The sequence below is a fragment of the Flavobacterium sp. MDT1-60 genome, assembly GCF_014844035.1.
Taxonomy (GTDB): domain Bacteria; phylum Bacteroidota; class Bacteroidia; order Flavobacteriales; family Flavobacteriaceae; genus Flavobacterium.
On sequence record NZ_CP062159.1, the window covers coordinates 5,182,618 to 5,203,428 of the forward strand.

General features: G+C 34.6%; 16 protein-coding genes and 1 pseudogene. 13 read left to right on the forward strand and 4 right to left on the reverse strand.

What is annotated here, in order from left to right; translation table 11 throughout:
• Position 1: 1 nt before the first annotated feature.
• Positions 2–2,518 carry a type I DNA topoisomerase gene (gene topA, locus IHE43_RS21680; protein ID WP_192185825.1) on the reverse strand — a complete coding sequence of 839 codons (2,517 nt, stop codon included), beginning with the start codon at positions 2,516–2,518 and terminating at the stop codon, positions 2–4.
• A gap of 574 nt (positions 2,519–3,092) precedes the next feature.
• Between topA and miaB the strand changes: the two genes are divergently transcribed.
• From miaB to IHE43_RS21730, 10 genes and pseudogenes are all read left to right on the forward strand, one after another.
• Positions 3,093–4,538: a tRNA (N6-isopentenyl adenosine(37)-C2)-methylthiotransferase MiaB gene (gene miaB / locus IHE43_RS21685; protein ID WP_192185826.1), complete on the forward strand. Its 1,446-nt coding sequence runs from the start codon at positions 3,093–3,095 to the stop codon at positions 4,536–4,538.
• A gap of 84 nt (positions 4,539–4,622) precedes the next feature.
• Positions 4,623–4,994 carry a GxxExxY protein gene (locus tag IHE43_RS21690; RefSeq protein ID WP_192185827.1) on the forward strand — a complete coding sequence of 124 codons (372 nt, stop codon included), beginning with the start codon at positions 4,623–4,625 and terminating at the stop codon, positions 4,992–4,994.
• Positions 4,995–5,052: 58 nt separating this feature from the next.
• Positions 5,053–6,309: a sigma-54-dependent Fis family transcriptional regulator gene (locus IHE43_RS21695; protein WP_192185828.1), complete on the forward strand. Its 1,257-nt coding sequence runs from the start codon at positions 5,053–5,055 to the stop codon at positions 6,307–6,309.
• Between the two features lie 196 nt (positions 6,310–6,505).
• The gene (locus IHE43_RS21700; protein WP_192185829.1) at positions 6,506–7,009 is read left to right on the forward strand and encodes an LptE family protein; all 504 of its coding nucleotides are present in this window, start codon (positions 6,506–6,508) and stop codon (positions 7,007–7,009) included.
• Between the two features lie 96 nt (positions 7,010–7,105).
• Positions 7,106–8,800 carry a tetratricopeptide repeat protein gene (locus IHE43_RS21705; protein ID WP_192185830.1) on the forward strand — a complete coding sequence of 565 codons (1,695 nt, stop codon included), beginning with the start codon at positions 7,106–7,108 and terminating at the stop codon, positions 8,798–8,800.
• Between the two features lie 3 nt (positions 8,801–8,803).
• Entirely contained in the window at positions 8,804–9,145 is a 342-nt protein-coding gene (gene secG / locus IHE43_RS21710) for a preprotein translocase subunit SecG (RefSeq protein ID WP_192185831.1), read from the forward strand.
• A gap of 141 nt (positions 9,146–9,286) precedes the next feature.
• A complete protein-coding gene (gene groES / locus IHE43_RS21715) occupies positions 9,287–9,562 on the forward strand; it encodes a co-chaperone GroES (RefSeq protein WP_192185832.1) in 276 nt (91 codons plus the stop codon).
• 134 nt (positions 9,563–9,696) lie between these two features.
• A pseudogene (locus IHE43_RS21720) lies at positions 9,697–9,986 on the forward strand (four helix bundle protein).
• Positions 9,987–10,102: 116 nt separating this feature from the next.
• Positions 10,103–11,731: a chaperonin GroEL gene (groL, locus tag IHE43_RS21725; protein WP_192185833.1), complete on the forward strand. Its 1,629-nt coding sequence runs from the start codon at positions 10,103–10,105 to the stop codon at positions 11,729–11,731.
• 183 nt (positions 11,732–11,914) lie between these two features.
• Positions 11,915–13,117, forward strand: a complete 1,203-nt coding sequence (locus IHE43_RS21730) for an ectonucleotide pyrophosphatase/phosphodiesterase (RefSeq protein ID WP_192185834.1) — start codon at positions 11,915–11,917, stop codon at positions 13,115–13,117.
• A gap of 249 nt (positions 13,118–13,366) precedes the next feature.
• Here IHE43_RS21730 and IHE43_RS21735 read toward each other — a convergent pair whose 3' ends face one another.
• The 3 genes from IHE43_RS21735 to IHE43_RS21745 form a co-directional block, all read right to left on the reverse strand.
• Positions 13,367–14,206, reverse strand: coding sequence for an oxidoreductase (locus IHE43_RS21735; RefSeq protein ID WP_192185835.1), 840 nt, complete (start codon positions 14,204–14,206; stop codon positions 13,367–13,369).
• Between the two features lie 89 nt (positions 14,207–14,295).
• On the reverse strand, positions 14,296–15,204 hold the full coding sequence (locus IHE43_RS21740) for an AraC family transcriptional regulator (RefSeq protein WP_192185836.1): 909 nt from the start codon (positions 15,202–15,204) through the stop codon (positions 14,296–14,298).
• Positions 15,205–15,742: 538 nt separating this feature from the next.
• The gene (locus IHE43_RS21745) at positions 15,743–17,272 is read right to left on the reverse strand and encodes a SulP family inorganic anion transporter (protein ID WP_192185837.1); all 1,530 of its coding nucleotides are present in this window, start codon (positions 17,270–17,272) and stop codon (positions 15,743–15,745) included.
• A gap of 313 nt (positions 17,273–17,585) precedes the next feature.
• On the opposite strand from IHE43_RS21745, the gene IHE43_RS21750 reads away from it, so the two are divergent.
• The 3 genes from IHE43_RS21750 (at position 17,586) to IHE43_RS21760 (ending at position 20,394) form a co-directional block, all read left to right on the forward strand.
• On the forward strand, positions 17,586–18,743 hold the full coding sequence (locus tag IHE43_RS21750; RefSeq protein ID WP_192185838.1) for a hypothetical protein: 1,158 nt from the start codon (positions 17,586–17,588) through the stop codon (positions 18,741–18,743).
• 66 nt (positions 18,744–18,809) lie between these two features.
• A complete protein-coding gene (locus IHE43_RS21755; protein ID WP_192185839.1) occupies positions 18,810–19,532 on the forward strand; it encodes a hypothetical protein in 723 nt (240 codons plus the stop codon).
• An 88-nt stretch (positions 19,533–19,620) separates the two neighbouring features.
• On the forward strand, positions 19,621–20,394 hold the full coding sequence (locus IHE43_RS21760) for a C1 family peptidase (RefSeq protein WP_192185840.1): 774 nt from the start codon (positions 19,621–19,623) through the stop codon (positions 20,392–20,394).
• The last annotated feature ends 417 nt before the right edge of the window (positions 20,395–20,811 follow it).

A 20,811-nucleotide genomic window follows, 5' to 3' on the forward strand; every position in this document is an offset into this window, starting at 1 on the left:
ATTATTTCTTTTTAGCAGCTGTTTTTTTAGCTGGAGCTTTCTTTGCTGTTGTAGCCTTTTTTGCTGGTGTTTTTTTAGCTGGTGTCTTTTTCGCAATCATTTCCTGAACTTCGGCCAATGTTAATTTCGTTGCATCAACATCTTTACTTAGTTCAATTTTGATTTTGCCTTTTGTAATAACCGAGCGACCCCAACGTGCTTTTTCAACCAGAATTCCTTCGTCTTCCCAATTGTGAAGAACTTTATCAATGTTTTTCTGTAATTTATCTTCAATTAATTCCTCAACATCACCCTGTGATAAATTATCAAAATTATATTTCTTACTTACATTCACAAAAAGGCCATTCCATTTGATGAACGGACCAAAACGTCCCACGCCTTTTTGAACTGCTTCACCTTTGTAAACTGCAATTGGCGCATCAGCAAGTGCTTTTTCGTCAATTAATTCCTGAGCTCTTTCTTTTGTAACCGCTAATGGATCTTCTCCTCTTGGCAGCGAAATAAAAACACTTCCATGACGCACATAAGGTCCATAACGTCCATTACTTACTTCAACTTCTTCTCCTTTATATTCACCTAAGTTTTTAGGCAATAAAAATAAATTTAAAGCTTCCTCTAAAGTAATATTTCCAATATTTTGATCTGCCATTAAACTGGCAAACTTTTTATCTTCATCATCCGCTTCTCCAATTTGAGCCATCGGGCCAAATTTTCCTAAACGAACAGATACTTGTCTTCCATCTGTATCTTTACCCAGAATTCTTTCACCACTTTCTCTTTCTGCATTTGCCTCAACATCTTTAACATTTGGATGAAACTTATCGTAGAATTCCTGCATCATGGTTGCCCAGTCAATATTTCCTTCGGCAATTTCATCAAAATCCTGTTCAACTTTTGCGGTGAAATTATAGTCCAGAATGTTACCAAAGTTTTTCACTAAGAAATCAGTAACAATTGTTCCGATATCCGTAGGAACTAATTTTCCTTTATCAGAACCTGTATTTTCTTTCAGCAACTTCTCTCCTACTTTATCAGCCTGCAAAGTAAGTTGTGTATAATTACGTTCCTGACCTTCGAGTGTTCCTTTTTCAACATAATTTCTGTTGATAATAGTCGAAATAGTTGGTGCATACGTAGACGGACGACCAATTCCTAATTCTTCTAATTTTTTCACCAAAGAAGCCTCTGTATAACGTGCCGGTGGTCTTGAATATCGTTCTGTAGCTGTAATATAGTTGTTAACCAGTTTTTCGTTTACTTTTAACGCTGGCAACATTCCTTCTTGCTCTTCCTCGTCATCATCATGTCCTTCAAGGTACACTTTAAGGAAACCTTCAAAAAGTAAAACTTCTCCTGAAGCTGTAAAAATTTCACCGTGATTATTCGCTTCAATTTTTACGTTTGTTCTTTCTAATTGTGCATCGCTCATTTGAGATGCCAATGTTCTTTTCCAGATCAAATCATACAAACGAGCCTGATCACGATCAATGTTTACCGTATGACGTGACATATCTGTCGGACGAATTGCTTCGTGCGCTTCTTGTGCTCCTTTGCTTTTGTTAGCGAAAGTTCGGGGTTTTGAAAATTCTTTTCCGTATGATTTTATGATTTCAGCTTCAGCAGCATCCATTGCATCTTTAGAAAGATTCACACTATCCGTTCTCATATAAGTAATAAGTCCGGCTTCGTATAAACGCTGTGCTAATTGCATAGTGATTCCTACTGGCAAATACAATTTTCTCGCAGCTTCCTGTTGAAGCGTTGAAGTTGTAAATGGTGCTGTTGGAGATTTTTTGGTAGGTTTAGTTTCTAAATCTGCTACCTTATATTTTGATCCGATGTTTTGTTTTAAGAAATCTTCGGCTTCTTTTTTAGTATTGAAGTTTTTTGGCAATTTAGCTTTGAAAGCTTTTCCCGCTTCATTCACAAATTCTGCTACAATTGAATAACTTGCAACCGCATTAAAATTCTGAATCTCACGTTCTCTTTCCACAATCAAACGAACAGAAACAGACTGTACACGTCCTGCAGAAAGTCCTCCTTTAATTTTTCTCCATAAAACCGGCGACAATTCGTAACCTACTAAACGGTCTAAAACACGTCGTGCCTGTTGAGCGTTTACTAGATTATAATCAATTTCTCTTGGATTTTCGATTGCTTTAAGAATCGCTGATTTGGTAATTTCGTGAAAAACAATTCTTTTGGTCTTTTTACTATCTAGTTTTAATTCTTCCGCCAAGTGCCATGAAATAGCTTCTCCTTCGCGGTCCTCATCACTTGCTAACCAAACCATTTCGGCATTTTTAGATAGTGTTTTTAGTTTACTTACTAAGGCTTTTTTATCAGGAGAAACTTCATATTTAGGTTTAAATCCATTTTCTACATCTACCCCTATTTCCTTTGATGGTAAGTCGGCTATGTGGCCATAACTAGACTCGACCTGAAAATCACTCCCTAGAAATTTCTCTATCGTTTTCGCCTTTGCAGGTGATTCCACTATTACTAAATTCTTTGCCATTGATCTATTTTTCTGCAACAAAAGTAGAAGTTTTTTTTAAATATCAACCTTGATAATGCATTTTTGAGTTATTTTGATATTATGTTTCTAAAAATTGCAGATTTATCTGTATTCTCACCTATTATATATATAGGTATAATTTTAAATCGATTATGTATCAAGAATGTGCTTTTCCTTAAAATTTTAGATTGTAGACTTTAGATTTTAGATTATTTGATCTACGTACATTTTCGTGCGGTAAATTTAACCGCAAAGGTCGCAAGGGTTTACGCAAAGATCGCCACATAAAGCTTTGCGAACTTAATGGAGCCAATTGCAAACACAAACAAAAAAATACTTTACGTGCTTTGCGGTAAATTTAACCGCAAAGCAAGCAGGGGTTTACGCAAAGGTCGCCACATAAAGCCTTGCGAACTTAATGGAGTCAATTGCAAACACAAACAAAAAAATACTTTGCGTGCTTTGCGGTAAAATTAACGCTACAACATGGGAGTTGGCAAAATCTAAAATTTCTTTTCTGCCATCTTGTCACATTTATACCTTTTGCGTTATCTTTGCACTTTGAAATTATACAATGGAAAAGATTATTGAAGAAAGCAAACAGGGCGAAAGTCTTGTTTTAGAAAATAAACCTGAGAATACTAAAAAACTTTTTATAGAAAGTTACGGTTGTGCGATGAATTTTTCGGACAGTGAGGTCGTAGCTTCCATTTTATCGATAAACGGATACAATACTACACAAACCCTTGAAGAAGCCGATTTGGTTTTGGTTAACACCTGCTCGATTCGGGATAAAGCAGAGCAAACTATTCGTAAGCGTCTGGAAAAATATAATGCGGTGAAACGTATTAACCCGAAAATGAAAGTTGGCGTTTTGGGCTGTATGGCCGAGCGTTTGAAAAGTCAGTTTCTGGAGGAAGAAAAAATAGTCGATCTTGTTGTTGGACCTGATGCTTACAAAGATTTGCCGAATTTATTGGCAGAAGTTGAAGAAGGTCGCGACGCCATCAATGTAATTTTATCGAAAGAGGAAACCTACGGAGATATTTCGCCGGTTCGTTTAATGAGCAACGGAATTACCGCTTTGGTTTCGATTACACGTGGTTGCGATAATATGTGTACGTTTTGCGTTGTGCCTTTTACACGTGGTCGCGAGCGCAGCCGTGAACCACAAAGCATTATGTCTGAAATTCAGGATTTATGGGATAAAGGCTTTAAAGAAATTACACTTTTGGGACAAAACGTTGACAGTTACCTTTGGTATGGCGGTGGCTTGAAAAAGGATTTTGTAAATGCTTCTGAAATGCAAAAAGCAACGGCTGTTGATTTCGATCAATTATTGGAAATGGTTGCCGTTGGTTTTCCTAAAATGAGAATTCGATTCTCAACTTCTAATCCGCAGGATATGCACGAAAGTGTTTTGCATGTTATTGCGAAATATCCTAATATCTGTAAACACATTCACTTGCCGGTTCAGTCTGGAAGCAACCGAATTTTAAAAGAAATGAATCGCCTGCACACTCGTGAAGAATACATGACTTTGATTGATAAAATCAGAACTATTATTCCGAATGCTTCGATTTCGCAAGATATGATTGCCGGTTTCCCAACTGAAACCGAAGAAGATCATCAGGATACCATGAGTTTAATGGAATATGTGAAATATAATTTCGGTTATATGTATTCGTATTCTGAACGCCCGGGAACTTTGGCTGGAAGAAAAATGGAAGATGATGTTCCGGAAGAAACCAAAGCCAGAAGATTACAGGAAATTGTCGATTTACAACAAAAACATGCCTGGTTTAGAAGTGAAGAATACGTAGGGCAGGTTGTAGAGGTTTTAGTTGAAAAGGTTTCAAAAAAATCAAAAGAAGAATTCTCAGGAAGAAACTCTCAAAGTATCACGGTTGTTTTTCCAAAAGAAAACTATAAAATTGGAGATTTTGTAAATGTAAAAATTGAAAGCTGTACTTCAGGCACATTGAAAGGAACGGCTGTTGGTTATTCAGAAATGAACTAAAATTGTTTGCCACGAATTTCACTAATTCACACTAATTTTCTTACTTTATTTTAATTAATCCATAAGTTTGTATAAAAACTAAATATGGAATTATATAGAAAAGAAGAATATTTTAAAGTAGTTGGAATTTGTATGGAAGTGCATAGAATACTTGGCGGCGGACTTCTTGAAATCGTTTACAAAGATGCGTTAGAATATGAATTTAAAAAACATAACATACCATTTGAACGAGAAAAAGAATATGACATTAAATATAAAGATATTGTTTTAGCACATAAATTCTATGCTGATTTCGTAGTTTATGATGAGATCATTTTAGAGATAAAAGCAGCCAAAGAAATAATTGATGAACACACTGCTCAAACAATTAATTATTTAAAACTTGCTGATAGTGATTTAGGAATTATTATTAACTTTAATAAAAAGTCATTACAACATAAAAGAGTTATTCATTAACCCGATTTCAAAAATTTGTGAAAATTTGTGAAATTCGTGGCAAAAGATAGAAACATAAATGGAAACAGTTCAAGCAATAAAACAACGATTTGAGATTATTGGGAATGACCCGAAATTAAATCGCGCCATTGAAAAAGCCATTCAGGTTGCTCCTACTGATATTTCGGTAATGGTAACCGGGGAAAGTGGTGTTGGTAAGGAAAATATTCCGCGAATAATCCATTCGCTTTCGCACAGAAAGCATGGAAAATATATTGCCGTAAACTGTGGAGCTATTCCGGAGGGAACAATTGACAGTGAACTTTTTGGTCACGAAAAAGGCGCTTTTACAGGAGCAACAAGCACCCGTGAAGGTTATTTTGAAGTTGCTGACGGCGGAACCATATTTCTGGATGAAGTTGGTGAATTGCCTTTAACCACTCAGGTTCGTTTGCTTCGTGTTTTAGAAAATGGTGAATTTATAAAAGTTGGTTCGTCTCAGGTCCAAAAAACGAATGTTCGAATTGTTGCGGCAACGAATGTCAATTTATTTAATGCAATCGAAAAAGGGAAATTCCGTGAGGATTTGTATTATCGTCTGACAACGGTCGAAATTACTTTACCACCTTTGCGCGAAAGAAACGAAGATATTCATTTATTGTTCCGAAAATTTGTGGCCGATTTTGCGCACAAATACAAAATGCCTCCGTTAAAACTAGACGATGATGCGGTTCAGCTTTTGCAGAAATTCAGATGGAACGGTAATATTCGTCAATTACGAAATGTTGCTGAGCAGATTTCAGTTTTAGAAACAAATCGCGATATTACACTTGCGACTTTACGATCTTATTTACCGACAGAAGGAAGCAATTTACCTTCTGTAATTAATGATAAGAAAAAAGACGATTTCAGTACGGAGAGAGACATTTTATACAAAGTGCTTTTTGACATGAAAAGTGATTTGAACGATTTGAAAAAACTCACATTAGAGTTGATGAAAAACGGCAACTCAAAAGTGCAGGATATTAATCCGAATTTGATTCAGAAAATCTATGGCTCTCAGGAAAATGACAGCGAAATTGATTTTGAAGAAGAACCAAGAACGGCTGTAATGACACCTGCAACGCGCGAAGATAGTTATCGCATACAAGATGACAATAATTATTTAGATGCTGAAACCATTGAAGAAGAAGAAATTCTGCGTTTAGAACAAAAAGAAATCGAAATGATTAAAAAATCATTAGAAAAAAATAAAGGAAAACGAAAAGCGGCTGCTGATGAATTAGGAATTTCGGAGAGAACTTTATATAGAAAAATTAAGCAATTTGACCTATAAATAGGAAATTCCAAAAAAAGAAAATTCCAAATTCCAACATTGAAAAACTAAATTCCAAAAAATAAATCTCAAATTTCAAATTAGTATATTTGAAAAAAATATGACTCTCATTGGAATTTGGAATTTAAAAGTTTAGGATTTCGCCAAAGATTGGAATTTGGAATTTTAAAAATTGGATTTTATTACTATTGATTTTATGAAAAAAATATATTCTTTATTAGCCTTTATCAGCCTCTTTTTTTTGAGTGGCTGCAGTGTTTACAACTTTACCGGAACAGGAACAATTGATGCCAAAACGTTTCAGGTTAACTTTTTTCAGAACAATGCTGATTTGATTGAGCCTGGAATCGACAGACAATTTACATTGGCATTACAGGATTTGATTATGAATCAAACCAACCTGAATCTGGTCAGCAACAGCGGTGATTTAATGTACGAAGGCGAAATTGTAGATTACAGGATTACACCAATGACGGCAACTGCAGATCAGCAGGCAGCACAAAACCGCTTGACGATTCGTGTAAATGTCAGATTTACGAATAGAAAAAAAGAAACAGATGATTTCGAGAAACCATTTGAATTTTATTATGACTTTGCCGGAACATCATTACCAACAGGTTCTGTTTTAAACACAGCGATTACAACTATTTTTGAAAGAATCACGCAGGATATTTTCAATGAGTCATTAGCCAAATGGTAAGAAACTGTTTATTTGTTTAATCGGTTAATCATTAAATCGATTAAACAAAATTTGCGATTAAACGGATAAACAAATAAACGATTAAACAAAAAAGAAATGAATGTAACTGATTATACATACTTAATGAACAAACCCGATGCTATTACAGAAAAGCAGGCGGAAGCATTAGGCAATGTTTTGAATGAATTTCCGTATTTTCAAAGTGCGCGTGCATTGCGATTAAAAGGACTTTACAATCAAAATAGTTTTAAGTATAATTATGCATTAAAAGTTACGGCAGCACATACTACTGATCGCTCGGTTTTATTTGATTTTATTACTTCGGAGGCCTTTACGGCGATTCAGGGCGAATATTATGATCAAAAACTTAAGGATCTTTTAAATATTACTGTTTTTGACAGCGAGATTGTCTTAGCAGAAGAAAAGAAGAAACTGGCAGAAATTCGTATTGATCCAATCGAGCAGTCTATTTTAAATTCTATTAAGGAAGCTACAGGCGTTAGTTTTGAAGAACCAGTAAAAACGGAAGAAAATTCAATTGATACAATTATCGAGCAATCGCCTTTAGATTCTTTTTCAGAACCAACAACTGTTACTTTTGAAGAACCTGTAAAAACGGAAGAAAATTCAATTGATACAATTATCGAGCAATCGCCTTTAGATTCTTTTACAGAACCAACAACTATTACTGTTGAAGAACCTTTAAAAGTTGAAGAAAATCCAATTGATTTTATTATTGAACATCCGACTTTAGATTCTTTTAAAGAACCAACAACTGCTGCTTTTGAAGAACCAGTAAAAATTGAATACAAACCAATTGATACAATCATACCAACTTTAGATTCCTTTGAAGAAGTAATAACAACTAAATTTGAGGAAGAACCAAAAATTGAAGAAAGACCAATTGATTCGGTTACGGAGCAATCTATTTTAGATTCTTTTAAAGAAGCAGCAACCGTTACTTTTGAAGAACCCCTGCAAGTTGAAGAAAACCCAATTGATCTGATAATCGAACAACCGACTTTAGATTCTTTTGAAGAAGTAACTTCAACTATTGAAGAAACTCCTGTTATTGAAACGACTCCAATTGTGGAATCGACACCTATTATAAAAGGACCAACTCCAACTTTTTTTGATGAAGTTGTAGAGGAAGAAATTCCGGATGTAAGAGTGGAGCCAATTGAAGAATCAATATACAATTCACTACAAGAAGTTTCGACAGTTGTTTTTGAAGAAGTGCCTGTAGTTGAAGAACCAAAAGAAATTGAAGAGCCAAAAGAAATTACCGTTTCAGAAACCGTAAAAACGGCAGAAGAAAATCTTGAAATCGGAAAACCTTTGGATTTTTCTGCTAATGAAAAACATTCGTTTCAGGAATGGCTTCAATTAGCTAAAACCGAACCTATTGATCGTAGCAAAGAGGCGCAGGAAGAAGCAGAAGCAATTCAAAAAGTCGAAAATACAGTCGAAAAGATAGCTGAAACTGAAACCATTGATAAAGAGAAAAAGAAAAAAGCAGAAATAATCAATAAATTTATTGAAGCAAACCCAAAAATTTCTCCAATAAAACAAACTGCAATAGTTCCGGCAGTACAATTGGACAGTAATAACGAGGAGAATTCTTACCTAATGACCGAAACTTTGGCCAGAGTATATTTGGAACAAAAAAAATATACAAAAGCCATACAAGCATATGAAATATTAATTTTGAAATATCCAGAAAAAATTAGTTTCTTTGCAGACCGTATTTCGGATATCAAGATTTTACAACAAAATAACAATAATAATTAAGCAATGAGCACATTTTCAATTTTTTTAGTTTTAATCACAATAGTTTGTTTTCTATTGATCGTAGTAATCATGGTTCAAAACCCTAAAGGAGGCGGATTATCGTCTACTATCAGCGGAACTCAAATGTTAGGTGGAGTACAAAAAACAACTGACTTTTTAGACAAAAGTACCTGGACACTAGCGACTATTTTGATTGCTTTAATTTTGCTTTCAAGCTTAAGTTTCACAGGATCGTTAAGTGATACTGACTCTAAACTTATTGAAAAAACAGAAGCTCCTGCAACTACAACGCCAGCAACACCAGTTCAACAAACTCCTGCTCCGGCAACACCAGCAGCGAAATAATATTTTTAAAATAAATATAAAATGCCAGCCTGTCAAAGCTGGCATTTTTTTTAGGAAAAAATGTCAGTTTTTAGAGCATGGCACAATTTCTGAAAGTTCTTTGAACATTAAAAAACGTATAACTAATAATAATATAAAATCATGACTTTAAACATTAAACCGCTTTCAGACCGCGTACTTATTGAGCCTGTAGCAGCTGAGACTAAAACTGCGTCAGGGATTTTTATTCCAGATACTGCCAAAGAAAAACCACAAAAAGGAACTGTTATAGCTGTTGGAAATGGATCTAAAGATCACACAATGACTGTAAAAGTTGGTGATACTGTACTTTATGGAAAATATGCAGGGACAGAATTAAAATTGGAAGGAACTGATTATTTGATTATGCGTGAAGATGATATCTTAGCAATTATCTAAATTGCTATAAGCTATAAGCCGTAAGCTTTAAGCTTTGACAAAAAGCCTAAAGCTTAAAGCTCAAAAAAATGAGAGATTTTAAAAAATGCGATATTTGGCAGCTTAGTCATTCTTTTACTTTAGAAATCTATAAAATGACTTCTATATTTCCGAAAGAAGAATTATACGGACTAACAAGTCAGATTAGAAGGGCGTCTTCATCAATTCCAACGAATATTAGCGAAGGATGCGGAAGAAACAGCGACAAGAATTTAATCAATTTCTCAACATAGCTTTAGGTTCTGCCAATGAAACAGAATATCTTTTGATTTTAGCTAAAGATTTGCAATATCTTAATAATGAAATTGCAGAAAATCAAATAGAAAAAATCAACAGCATAAAAAGCAAAATTTACAAATTAAAAAAGTTGCTTACGCAGCAATAAGCTTTAAGCCGTAAGCAATAAGCTTTTTCAAAATAGCTTAAAGCAAAAAAAAATACTAATCAGCAGTAGAGAAAAGCCTAAAGCCTAAAACCTACTGCCTAAAGCAATAAAAAAAAATGGCAAAAGATATAAAATTTGATATTGAAGCACGTGACGGATTAAAACGTGGTGTTGATGCATTAGCAAATGCTGTAAAAGTAACTCTTGGACCAAAAGGTCGTAACGTAATTATCGGAAAATCATTTGGTGGACCTACTGTTACTAAAGATGGTGTTTCTGTTGCAAAAGAAATCGAATTAAAAGACCCATTAGAAAACATGGGCGCGCAAATGGTTAAAGAAGTTGCTTCTAAAACTAATGATTTAGCGGGTGACGGAACTACAACTGCTACAGTTTTAGCTCAGGCAATCGTTAAAGAAGGTTTGAAAAACGTTGCTGCAGGTGCAAATCCAATGGATTTGAAACGTGGTATCGACAAAGCTGTGGAAGCTATCGTTGCTGACTTGGCTAAACAAGCTAAAGTTGTTGGAAGCGATTCTGATAAAATCAAACAAATTGCTTCTATCTCTGCCAATAATGACGAAGTGATTGGGGAATTAATCGCTACAGCTTTTGCTAAAGTGGGTAAAGAAGGTGTTATCACTGTTGAAGAAGCTAAAGGAACAGACACTTTCGTGGATGTTGTGGAAGGTATGCAGTTTGACAGAGGATATCTTTCTCCTTACTTCGTAACAAACCCAGAGAAAATGGAAGTGGAACTAGACTCTCCATACATCTTATTATACGACAAAAAAGTTTCTTCTTTAAAAGAATTACTTCCAGTTTTAGAGCCAGTTGCTCAATCAGGAAAACCATTATTGATTATTGCTGAAGATGTTGACGGAGAAGCTCTTTCTACTTTGGTAGTAAACAAATTAAGAGGTGCTCTTAAAATTGCTGCTGTAAAAGCTCCTGGTTTTGGAGACAGAAGAAAAGCAATGTTAGAAGATATCGCAATCTTAACTGGTGGAACTGTAATCTCTGAAGAAAGAGGATATACACTTGAAAATACTACTATCGAAATGTTAGGAACTGCAAAAAAAGTTTCTATCGACAAAGACAACACTACAATTGTAAGTGGTGCTGGTGAAGCTGATATCATCAAAAACAGAGTAAACCAAATTAAAGCTCAGATGGAAACTACTACATCTGATTATGATAAAGAAAAATTGCAGGAACGTTTGGCTAAATTAGCTGGTGGTGTTGCTGTTCTTTATGTTGGTGCAGCTTCTGAAGTGGAGATGAAAGAGAAAAAAGACAGAGTTGACGATGCATTACACGCTACTCGTGCTGCTGTTGAAGAAGGAATTGTTGCTGGTGGTGGTGTTGCTTTATTAAGAGCAAAAGCTGCATTAGCAGGAATCAAAGCTGACAACGCTGACGAAGCAACTGGAATCCAGATTGTAGCTCGCGCTGTTGAATCTCCATTAAGAACTATTGTTGAAAATGCAGGCCTTGAAGGTTCTGTAGTAGTAGCAAAAGTTGGTGAAGGTTCTGGTGATTTTGGATACAATGCCAAAACTGACGAATACGTAGACATGCTTAAAGCTGGAATTATCGATCCTAAAAAAGTAACTCGTGTGGCATTAGAAAATGCTGCTTCTGTTGCCGGAATGATCCTTACTACAGAATGTGCTTTAATTGATATTAAAGAAGAAAGCGCTGGCGGAATGCCAATGGGTGGCGGTATGCCAGGAATGATGTAATTCATTCTAACTTCTTATACTATAAAACGCCAAGCAGAAATTTCTGTTTGGCGTTTTATTTTAGTCCCAGTTTACAGTCTCAGTCTACAGTGGTACACATATTATCTTTTTGTAAACTGAGACTGAGACTGTAAACTGGGACTATTTTTATCAATATCTTTGCAGCTCTATTAAAATTGCACAATGAGAAAATTCACCACTCAGCTCTTATCTTTTACCTTCTTACTTCTTACCACTTTTTCATATTCCCAATCCAGTAAAGATGCTTATGTCGTTTTAGTTTCTATGGATGGATTTCGTTGGGATTACGCGAAACATTTCAAGCTTCAAAACCTCAACAGAATTGCCAAAGAAGGTGTTCATGCCAAATCGATGCGACCTTCTTATCCGAGTAAAACTTTTCCGAATCATTACGCAATCGTGACCGGACTTTATCCGGATCATCATGGGATTATCAATAATGTTTTTTATGACAGCGCTTTAAACGAATCTTTTTCATTATCAACAACTGCTAAAAATGATTCAAGATTTTATGGCGGAAACCCGATTTGGAATGTCGCCGAACAACAGGGCGTAAAAACCGCTTCGTTTTTCTGGCCGGGATCAGATACGGATAAAAAAAGACCTGGTATTTACAAAAATTACGACAATAAAATTCCATACGGAAACAGAATTGATACGGTTATAAAATGGTTAGAACTTCCGGAAAAACAACGTCCGCATTTAATTACTTTGTATTTTGATGAACCGGATCATACGGGACATAACTTTGGTCCGCTTTCGCCAGAGAATGAAAAAATGATTCACAAAATGGATTCCGTTATGGGACAATTATCTTCCAAATTAGATCAATTGGCTATCGGGAAACAAATCAATTTAATTATTGTTTCAGATCACGGAATGGCCGACATCAGCAATGATAAAAAAGTTGCCATTTTAGATTATCTAAAACCGGAATGGTTAGGATATAAAGCCGTGATCAACCCCATTATGAGTCTTCAGGCAAAACCGGGATTTCAGGATTCTATTGCCAAAGCATTAAAAAAAGTACCACATATCAAATTCTGGAGATCAGCTGAAGTTCCGAAGAGATTGCATTACGGAACAAATCCGCGTGTGCATGATTTTGTTATTGAAGCTAAAAAAGGATACAGTTTAGTAAGTGAACAAAAGCAAAATATAAAAGGTGGAACACACGGTTACGACAATAAAGAAAAAGACATGCATGCCATTTTTTATGCGAAAGGACCAGCATTCAAAGTAGATAAAGAAGTCGGCACGTTTCAGAACGTTTCGGTTTATCCTTTAATAGCGCATATTTTGGGATTAAAAATCGAAGAAGTCGACGGCAAGTTTAGTGAAGTTGAAAACATGCTTGCTGATTAAATTAAATGTGTCGATTAGAAAATTAGATAATGCTATTACAACCGCAAATATAAAATCTTTTACCCCAAAGTATATCCGTAGAGGCGCACTGCTGTACGTCTTCTGCGCAACGAAAATCGCAACGTTAGACGCACTGCTGTGCGCCTCTACGGTAACTTGATTCATTTTGAAAGAATAGAAAATTAGATAATGATTATACGGAATCTATAGAATTATCTATTTTTCTAATTGACTCATTGGCACATTAACTTAAAACCCAGTCGAAACGGAAACGGCTTTCCATTGTTCTAATTGACTCTGAACGCTAGCAATCTTTTGGTTTGCCATATCGTAAGCATCTTGCCCTAAAAACAAATGTAAGGCAGGATTTTCTTCCTGACTCATATTGATTAATGCTACAGCTAATTTTTCAGGATCTCCTGGCTGATTTTGATTAATGCTACCCTTATGCGCATCTTCAGACGCTCTAACTTCTTTATATTCCGCAATCGGATTTTGTGGCAACAATAAAGAACTGTCTTTTAAGAAATCTGTTCTAAAATAGCCCGGATAAACCAACGTTACATTCACGCCAAATTCTTTTACTTCTGCAGCTAAAGATTCTGTTAAACCAGCAACAGCAAATTTTGTAGAGCAATAAATTCCCCAACCCGGAAAACCACCGTTATAGCCTCCAACTGAAGAAATATTAAAAATATGTCCTGATCTGTTAGCACGCATATAAGGCATAGTATTTCTGATCACATTTAATAATCCGAAGACATTTACCTCGTAATTTTTTCTGGATTCTTCATCTGTTAATTCTTCCAGTGCCCCAAGCAAACCATAACCTGCATTGTTTACCAAAACATCGATCGTTTTAAAATGACTTACTGCTACTTCAATTGCATTTTTAACACTTTGCTCGTTTGTCAAATCCATTTCTAAAGGAAGAAAATTTGCAGACGGATTTCCTAATGCTTTAACCAACGATTCTTCACTTCTTGAAGTTGCGGCTACTTTATAACCTTCAGCCAATAATTTTTTAGCTAATTCTAATCCAAGTCCTTTTGAAGCACCTGTGATAAACCAAACTTTGTTATTTTCCATGATTTCAATTTTTACATTTAATTATGGTACAAAGGTATCAGCGAAGTGCTCACAGAAACTTAAAGCAATCAAACAAGAAGTTACAAAAATCAAACAATTTCGGTTACGCGATAGGTTTTAGGTGAAACCTGAACATTTTTCTTAAAGAAATTGATAAAATGAGACAATTCTTCGAAGCCCAAACACCAGGCAATTTCATTAATATTCCAATTGGTTTGTTTGAGTAAAATCATGGCTTCCTGGACAATTCTTTCAGAAATAATTTGCGAAGTTGTTTTCCCGGTGGTTTCTTTCAACGCTTTATTCAAATGATTTACATGCACATTTAACTGACTTGCGAATTCTGAAGGGGAACGGAAATTAATTTGTTGCGATATGGATTCAATAGGAAATTGTCTTTCTAATAATTCTAAAAACAAAGAAGAAACCCGAATCGTCGCATTCGATTTACTATATAATGAAGTAGTTACCGTTTGTGTTTTTAAAGCTAAATGAATAATTTCGAAAACCAGATTTCGCAGCACATCATATTTAAAAGCATAATCAGAATTGATTTCATCAAACATTTTTAAAAACACCACTTTTAAGGATTCCGCCAATTCCATTGAGACTGGAACAATCGGATTTCCGCCGGGCTGAAATAAAGGATATTCTTTTAAATTCCCAAACTGACTAAAAAAAGCTTCGGTAAAAATGCAGAAAAAACCCGTTTGATTTTCATCAATATGCTCCCAGCTATACGGAATTTGTGGATTCGCAAAAAACAAAGCCTGATCTTCAATCGCAACCACTTTATCAGCATAATGCACTTTGTTTTTGCCGATGATTAAACTCATTTTATAAAAGTCTTTTCGGGTATAAGGTAATGGATTACAAGTACTCCCAACATAATCATCCAATTTAAAAACATTAAAATGACCGATTCCCTTTTTAAGATTCTCGGGCATTCCGTTTATTTTAATGGTATAAAAATCTTCTAAGGTTTCTGTTAGCTTCATTTTACAAAGTTACAAAAATCAATCTTTTTAATTAGAAAATGTGGCAATTAGAAAATTAGATAATTTATTTGCAACCGTACTATATAAATTTTATTACATAAAGGTTATCGTAGGGGCGCACATCTGTGCGTCTTATGCGGACCGATCTATAGGAAATAAAGGTTTGCCACTAATTCCATTAATTTTCACGAATGCTTTGTAAAAAAAAGTTTGCCACAGATTAAAGGATTAAATAGATTATAATCTGTGTGAATCTTTTAATCTGTGGCAAAAAATTTGCAACCGTAATATAAATTTTATTACATAAAGGTTATCGTAGAGGCGCACAGCAGTGCGTCTTATGCGGACCGATCTATAGGAAATAAAGGTTGCCACAAATTGCACTAATTTTCACGAATGCTTTGTGAAAAAAAGTTTGCCACAGATTAAAGGATTAAATAGATTATAATCTGTGTGAATCTTTTAATCTGTGGCAAAAAATTAGTGGAAATTAGTGTAATTTGTGGCAAACCTTTTCACAAAGCATTCGTGGCAACAGTTAAGAAACCACTTTATACGTAGGATCTTCAATTACATTCACTTCTATAACCGCTTCGGCATTTTTGAGTAAAGTTCTGCAGTCTTCGCTAAGATGTTTGAGTTCGACAACTTTATTAAGCTGACTGTATTTCTTCGTTAGATTATTCAGGGCTTCTATTGCGGACATATCAGCGACACGGCTTTCTTTGAAATCTATAATGACGTGATTTGGGTCGTTTTGTATATCAAACTTTTCCATAAAAGCGGCAATCGAACCAAAAAATAATGGTCCATAAATTTCATAATGCTTCACTCCTGCTTCATCAATAAAGTGACGCGCGCGGATTCTTTTGGCACTTTCCCATGCAAAAACCAAGGCTGAAATTATTACTCCGATCAATACGGCCAAAGCTAAATTATGAAGCAAAATAGTTACAACAGCCACCAGAATTCCAACGAAAATATCGTGTTTTGGCATTTTGTTGATGATTTTGAAACTTGCCCATTCAAAGGTTGTAATGGCGACCATCATCATAACGCCGACTAAAGCGGCCATAGGTAATTTGCCAATTACAGGCGCTCCAAACAGAATGATTCCTAAAATAGTCAACGCAGCTATGATTCCCGAAAGTCTGGCTCTTGAACCGGCACCAAGATTCACCAAAGTCTGTGCGATCATGGGGCAGCCTCCCATTCCGAAGAAGAAACCGTTTAAGATATTCGAACTTCCCTGCGCAATACATTCCCTGTTGCTGTTTCCACGGGTTCCGGTGATTTCATCTACAAGATTTAAGGTTAACAAACCTTCTGTCAATCCAACCGCTGCGACAATAACAGAATACGGAAAAATCACTTTGAAAGTCTCAAAAGACAAAGGAATCTCCGGAATATGAAAAGGTGGAAAACCGCCCTGAACAGAAGCGATATCCTGAACTGTTTTAGTATCAATATTAAAGATAAGGACAATGGCAAAAACCACCATAATCGCTACTAAAGAAGCCGGAACCGTTTTAGTTATTTTAGGAAAAAGCAAAACAATACCAATGGTCAACGCCACCAAACCCAACATAATATATAAAGGTGTTCCCTGCAACCAGGCAACTTGTCCATTGTACATAGTTTTAAACTGTTCTAATTGCGACATGAAAATCACCACCGCCAAACCGTTTACAAAACCAAACATAACAGGCTGTGGCACTAACCGAATAAATTTCCCGAGTTTAAAAAGCCCAATACAAATTTGCACTACACCACCCAATGCGACGGCGGCAAAAACATATTCCATTCCGTGCGATTTCATCAGGGCGATCAAAACAATAATAGTAGCTCCTGCCCCACCCGAAATCATTCCGGGTCTTCCTCCAAAAATTGCCGTTACCAAACCCGCAATAAAAGCAGCATACAAACCCACCAAAGGCGGAAACCCAGCCAAAATAGCAAACGACAACGATTCTGGAATCATAGTCATGGCAACTGTTAAACCGGCTAAAATTTCGTTTTTGTAATTGACTTTTTGAGTAAAGTCAAAGAGTTGGAAAGCTTTTTTCATACGGGCGCAAATTTAGGGAATTTGGGGGTTAGAAATTAGAGAATTGAGAAAATGTGGCAATTAGATAATTTGTGTTGTTGGGCAACTATTCTAACTTAAATAATCAAAGGCTTCAAAAATCTTGACAAAACATTGTGTGGAGCAATACTTACAAGATTTTTATTTAAACAAACCATATTCAGCTAAAACTAAACAACTAAACTATAATATGTTTGTTTTTTTTGTAATAAAACACGTATAAATACCTAGTCAGAATTCTTAAACAAATGTTAATATTGCCCAAACAAATTTATCAAACCAAAACCTAATGATTATGAAAAAAACTTTACTATTTATTTTTTTATTGATGTCTGCTTTTTCCATTGCTCAAACTATTCCTTTTAAATTTAAAAATGCGAGAGACGAAAAAAACATCATTCAACCTGACCTAAAAGCTTTTAGAAAATACAAAGACAGCTTGAGAGATAAAGGCGAAAAACTAATACAAAATGACACAGTAAAAGATTACTACAAAATTCTAAAAAATAAATTTGAAACTCTAGCAAAACAAAAAGAAAAGGAAATAGATGAGTTATACGAGCATGAAAGAACGAAACTGTTAGATTCATTAGAAAAAAATGATTTTAATGAAAAAGAACTTTTAAAAATTAGAACACAACTTGAAGGATTAGATGATGAAATGTATGCTGCAAAAAAGATTGTACGTAATTTAATAGAAGCTTCAGAAGAAATGGAATATAAATCAAGAAACCTTGAAAAATTTAAACGCTTTCCTGTGAGATTTAATTCATCTGTTGATGCACAATTATATTATGACTATTATGCGAAAGATAAAAAAACTCAATTTCTAAAAAACTCCGTAATATCTTTTAGTTCTGATGGAGGAAACGCTTCTATATATAACGAATTATTTGCAGATTATTTTGGAGGAGTACGTGTTGGAATTGGAGCTTTAGTTAGTAATAAACCAACTGTAAAAAAAGATTCAGTGGGCATTCCCATAATTGATTCCGTGAGTATTCAAAAAGATGCGGTACAACGACTTTTAGGCGGCGGTGGCAATATATCTATTAATGGTAGCTATCCTTTACTAGGTTATGAAAACAATAATAACTCATTTGCCTTTAAACTTATTTTACCCCTCAAACTTTCATGTGACGTTCCAATACTTGGCACAGAAAACAAAGATTATTCTATTAATTATGATGCTGGACTTGAAGGAAGTATATTTTATACAGGAATATTAGACATTCTAACTTTTTATACAAATTTCAAAGGCTCTATCATAGGTGGTAATGATATGTTTTACAAATATCTTAATAAAGAAAGTAAACCATTCTTTTTTGGTCAACTTTCCGCTGGAATTGCTTTTAATTCTACATTTAGAATTAGCTGGAATTATTATTATGGAGATAGTTTTGTAAACAAAAATTTTCCCGCAACAATTTCTTTTACAATTATACCTAATTAAAAATTATGCATACTTAAATTGAATAAGAGTGATTCTAAATTTCATAGCAACTAAAAGTAAAAAAAAATGTTTAAACTCAATTATAGTGAAACAGGCGATATAGCCTTAAAAAATCAAAATACACTACGCAAAATTGTTGGTGTTTTGGGAATGCTTCTTCCTATTGCTTTATATCTTTTTGTAGAAATTGACAGTAGATTCTCGACTGTCTTGCCATCAATTAGTCACTATTATTTCACTCGGGCATGTGGAATTTTCATCATAATAATAAGTATGCTTTCTGTTTTTCTTTTGATATATAAAGGCGAAAAATCTCAAGACTTCTATGTTTCAGCTATTGCAGGAATATCGTCCCTTTTACTTCTATTATTCCCTACTGACAATTTAGATAAAGAAATCTATTCTGTCTCGGTAACTACACTAAATATAAGTGATTTCAGAATGTATTTTCATTTCGCATGTGCGGGAATTTTTCTCATGGCACTGGCTTATATGTCCGCTTTTTTGTTTACAAAATCAGATGTCCCTTCCAAAATGCGAGGAAAGCGAAAAAAAATTAGAAATAGAATATATCGAACATGTGCTGTTCTAATAGTCTTGGCAATACTTACAATCATAATTTGCAAACAATTTTTTAATGATATATACTCTTCCTATCCAATAACGTTTTGGATGGAAGTTGTAGCAGTAGAAGCGTTTGGATTTTCATGGTTAGTTAAAGGGGAGGCCATTTTGCAGGATTCTAAAAACGATAAAGATAATCCTGCTGTTCTGACGGGTGCACAATAGAGCAGATAAAAGTAACTACCTCAAAACGACATTAGAACGGATATAAACATCTAATTCCTTTAAGTGCTGTTAATTTAAAAAAAATACAATGAAAAAAACATATTTAATCTTATTTTTATTCTTCTCAATATTTTCTGTTAAAAGTCAAGAGCAGCTAAATAAGGTAGATTTATCAAACTACTGCCCGTACAGTAAAACTCAATTTGAAGCAACATGCTATGCATACGCATTTGCATATACAGCTCTATCAATTAGTTATTGCGTGAAAAACAATATAACAGATCGAGAGCTAGTAGAAACAAATGCTTTTTCTTCAGGATTTATTGCCAGCATACATAGAAAACAATCTTTTTTTAATCCTAAATGCGGAATGAATGGATCATATGATGTTGATATAGAAATTTTTCAAAAATATGGATGTCCTAAACTAAAAGATTTTAGTAAGGATTGTACAACCAAAATTCCCAATGAAGTTTTTAAAAAAGCAAAAGAAACAGCTCTTAAAGAATATAAATACATTCAGGATAAACCAGATACTTCACAAGAAGCCATTTCAAATATCAAAGAGATATTATCAAAAAAAACTCCAGTTTTAATTGTCTTAAATATGACTGATGATTTTTCACGACTTGGTCGCAACTGCAATGAGACATTACCTGTTTTAAAACATGAAAAAAAATCTAAAACGGCACACGACATATGTATTATAGGCTACGATGACGATTCTAGTTCAAAATATTTTGGACGATTTTTAATAAAAAACAATTATGAAATCTGGGGTGACGAAAGAAATATGGCTTGGGTTAAATATGAAGACATGATGTATATGATCACTAGTGCCCTATATTTTACAATTGATTAAATAACAACAAAATTATCTAATTTTCGAATTGCCCCATTATCTAATTTTAAAAAAAACCTCAACTAACACAACTAAACCTGATCAAAGTATTACTTACTCAACCCGCCTTTTAAGTTTACAAGCATAATAATTAAAATAAAAAATTATGCCCGATCGCGCGGATCTACCCCCAACCAACACGATGATAGCGCGGATTTGCAATCCGTGCCCGCAAAGATAAGACACAAAGTATTTTACAAAGTAATCTTGACAAACTGTGTGGGCACGGATTGCAAATCCGCGCTATCTGTGCCTATCTGTGCGCAAGTGGTGTCTTTAACATAACATATATCAAGTTATTGATTATATATGCTAATTGATACTAAAGCATTTTAATATTTTGTTACCGCAAAGACTCAACTATTATATTAAGAAAAC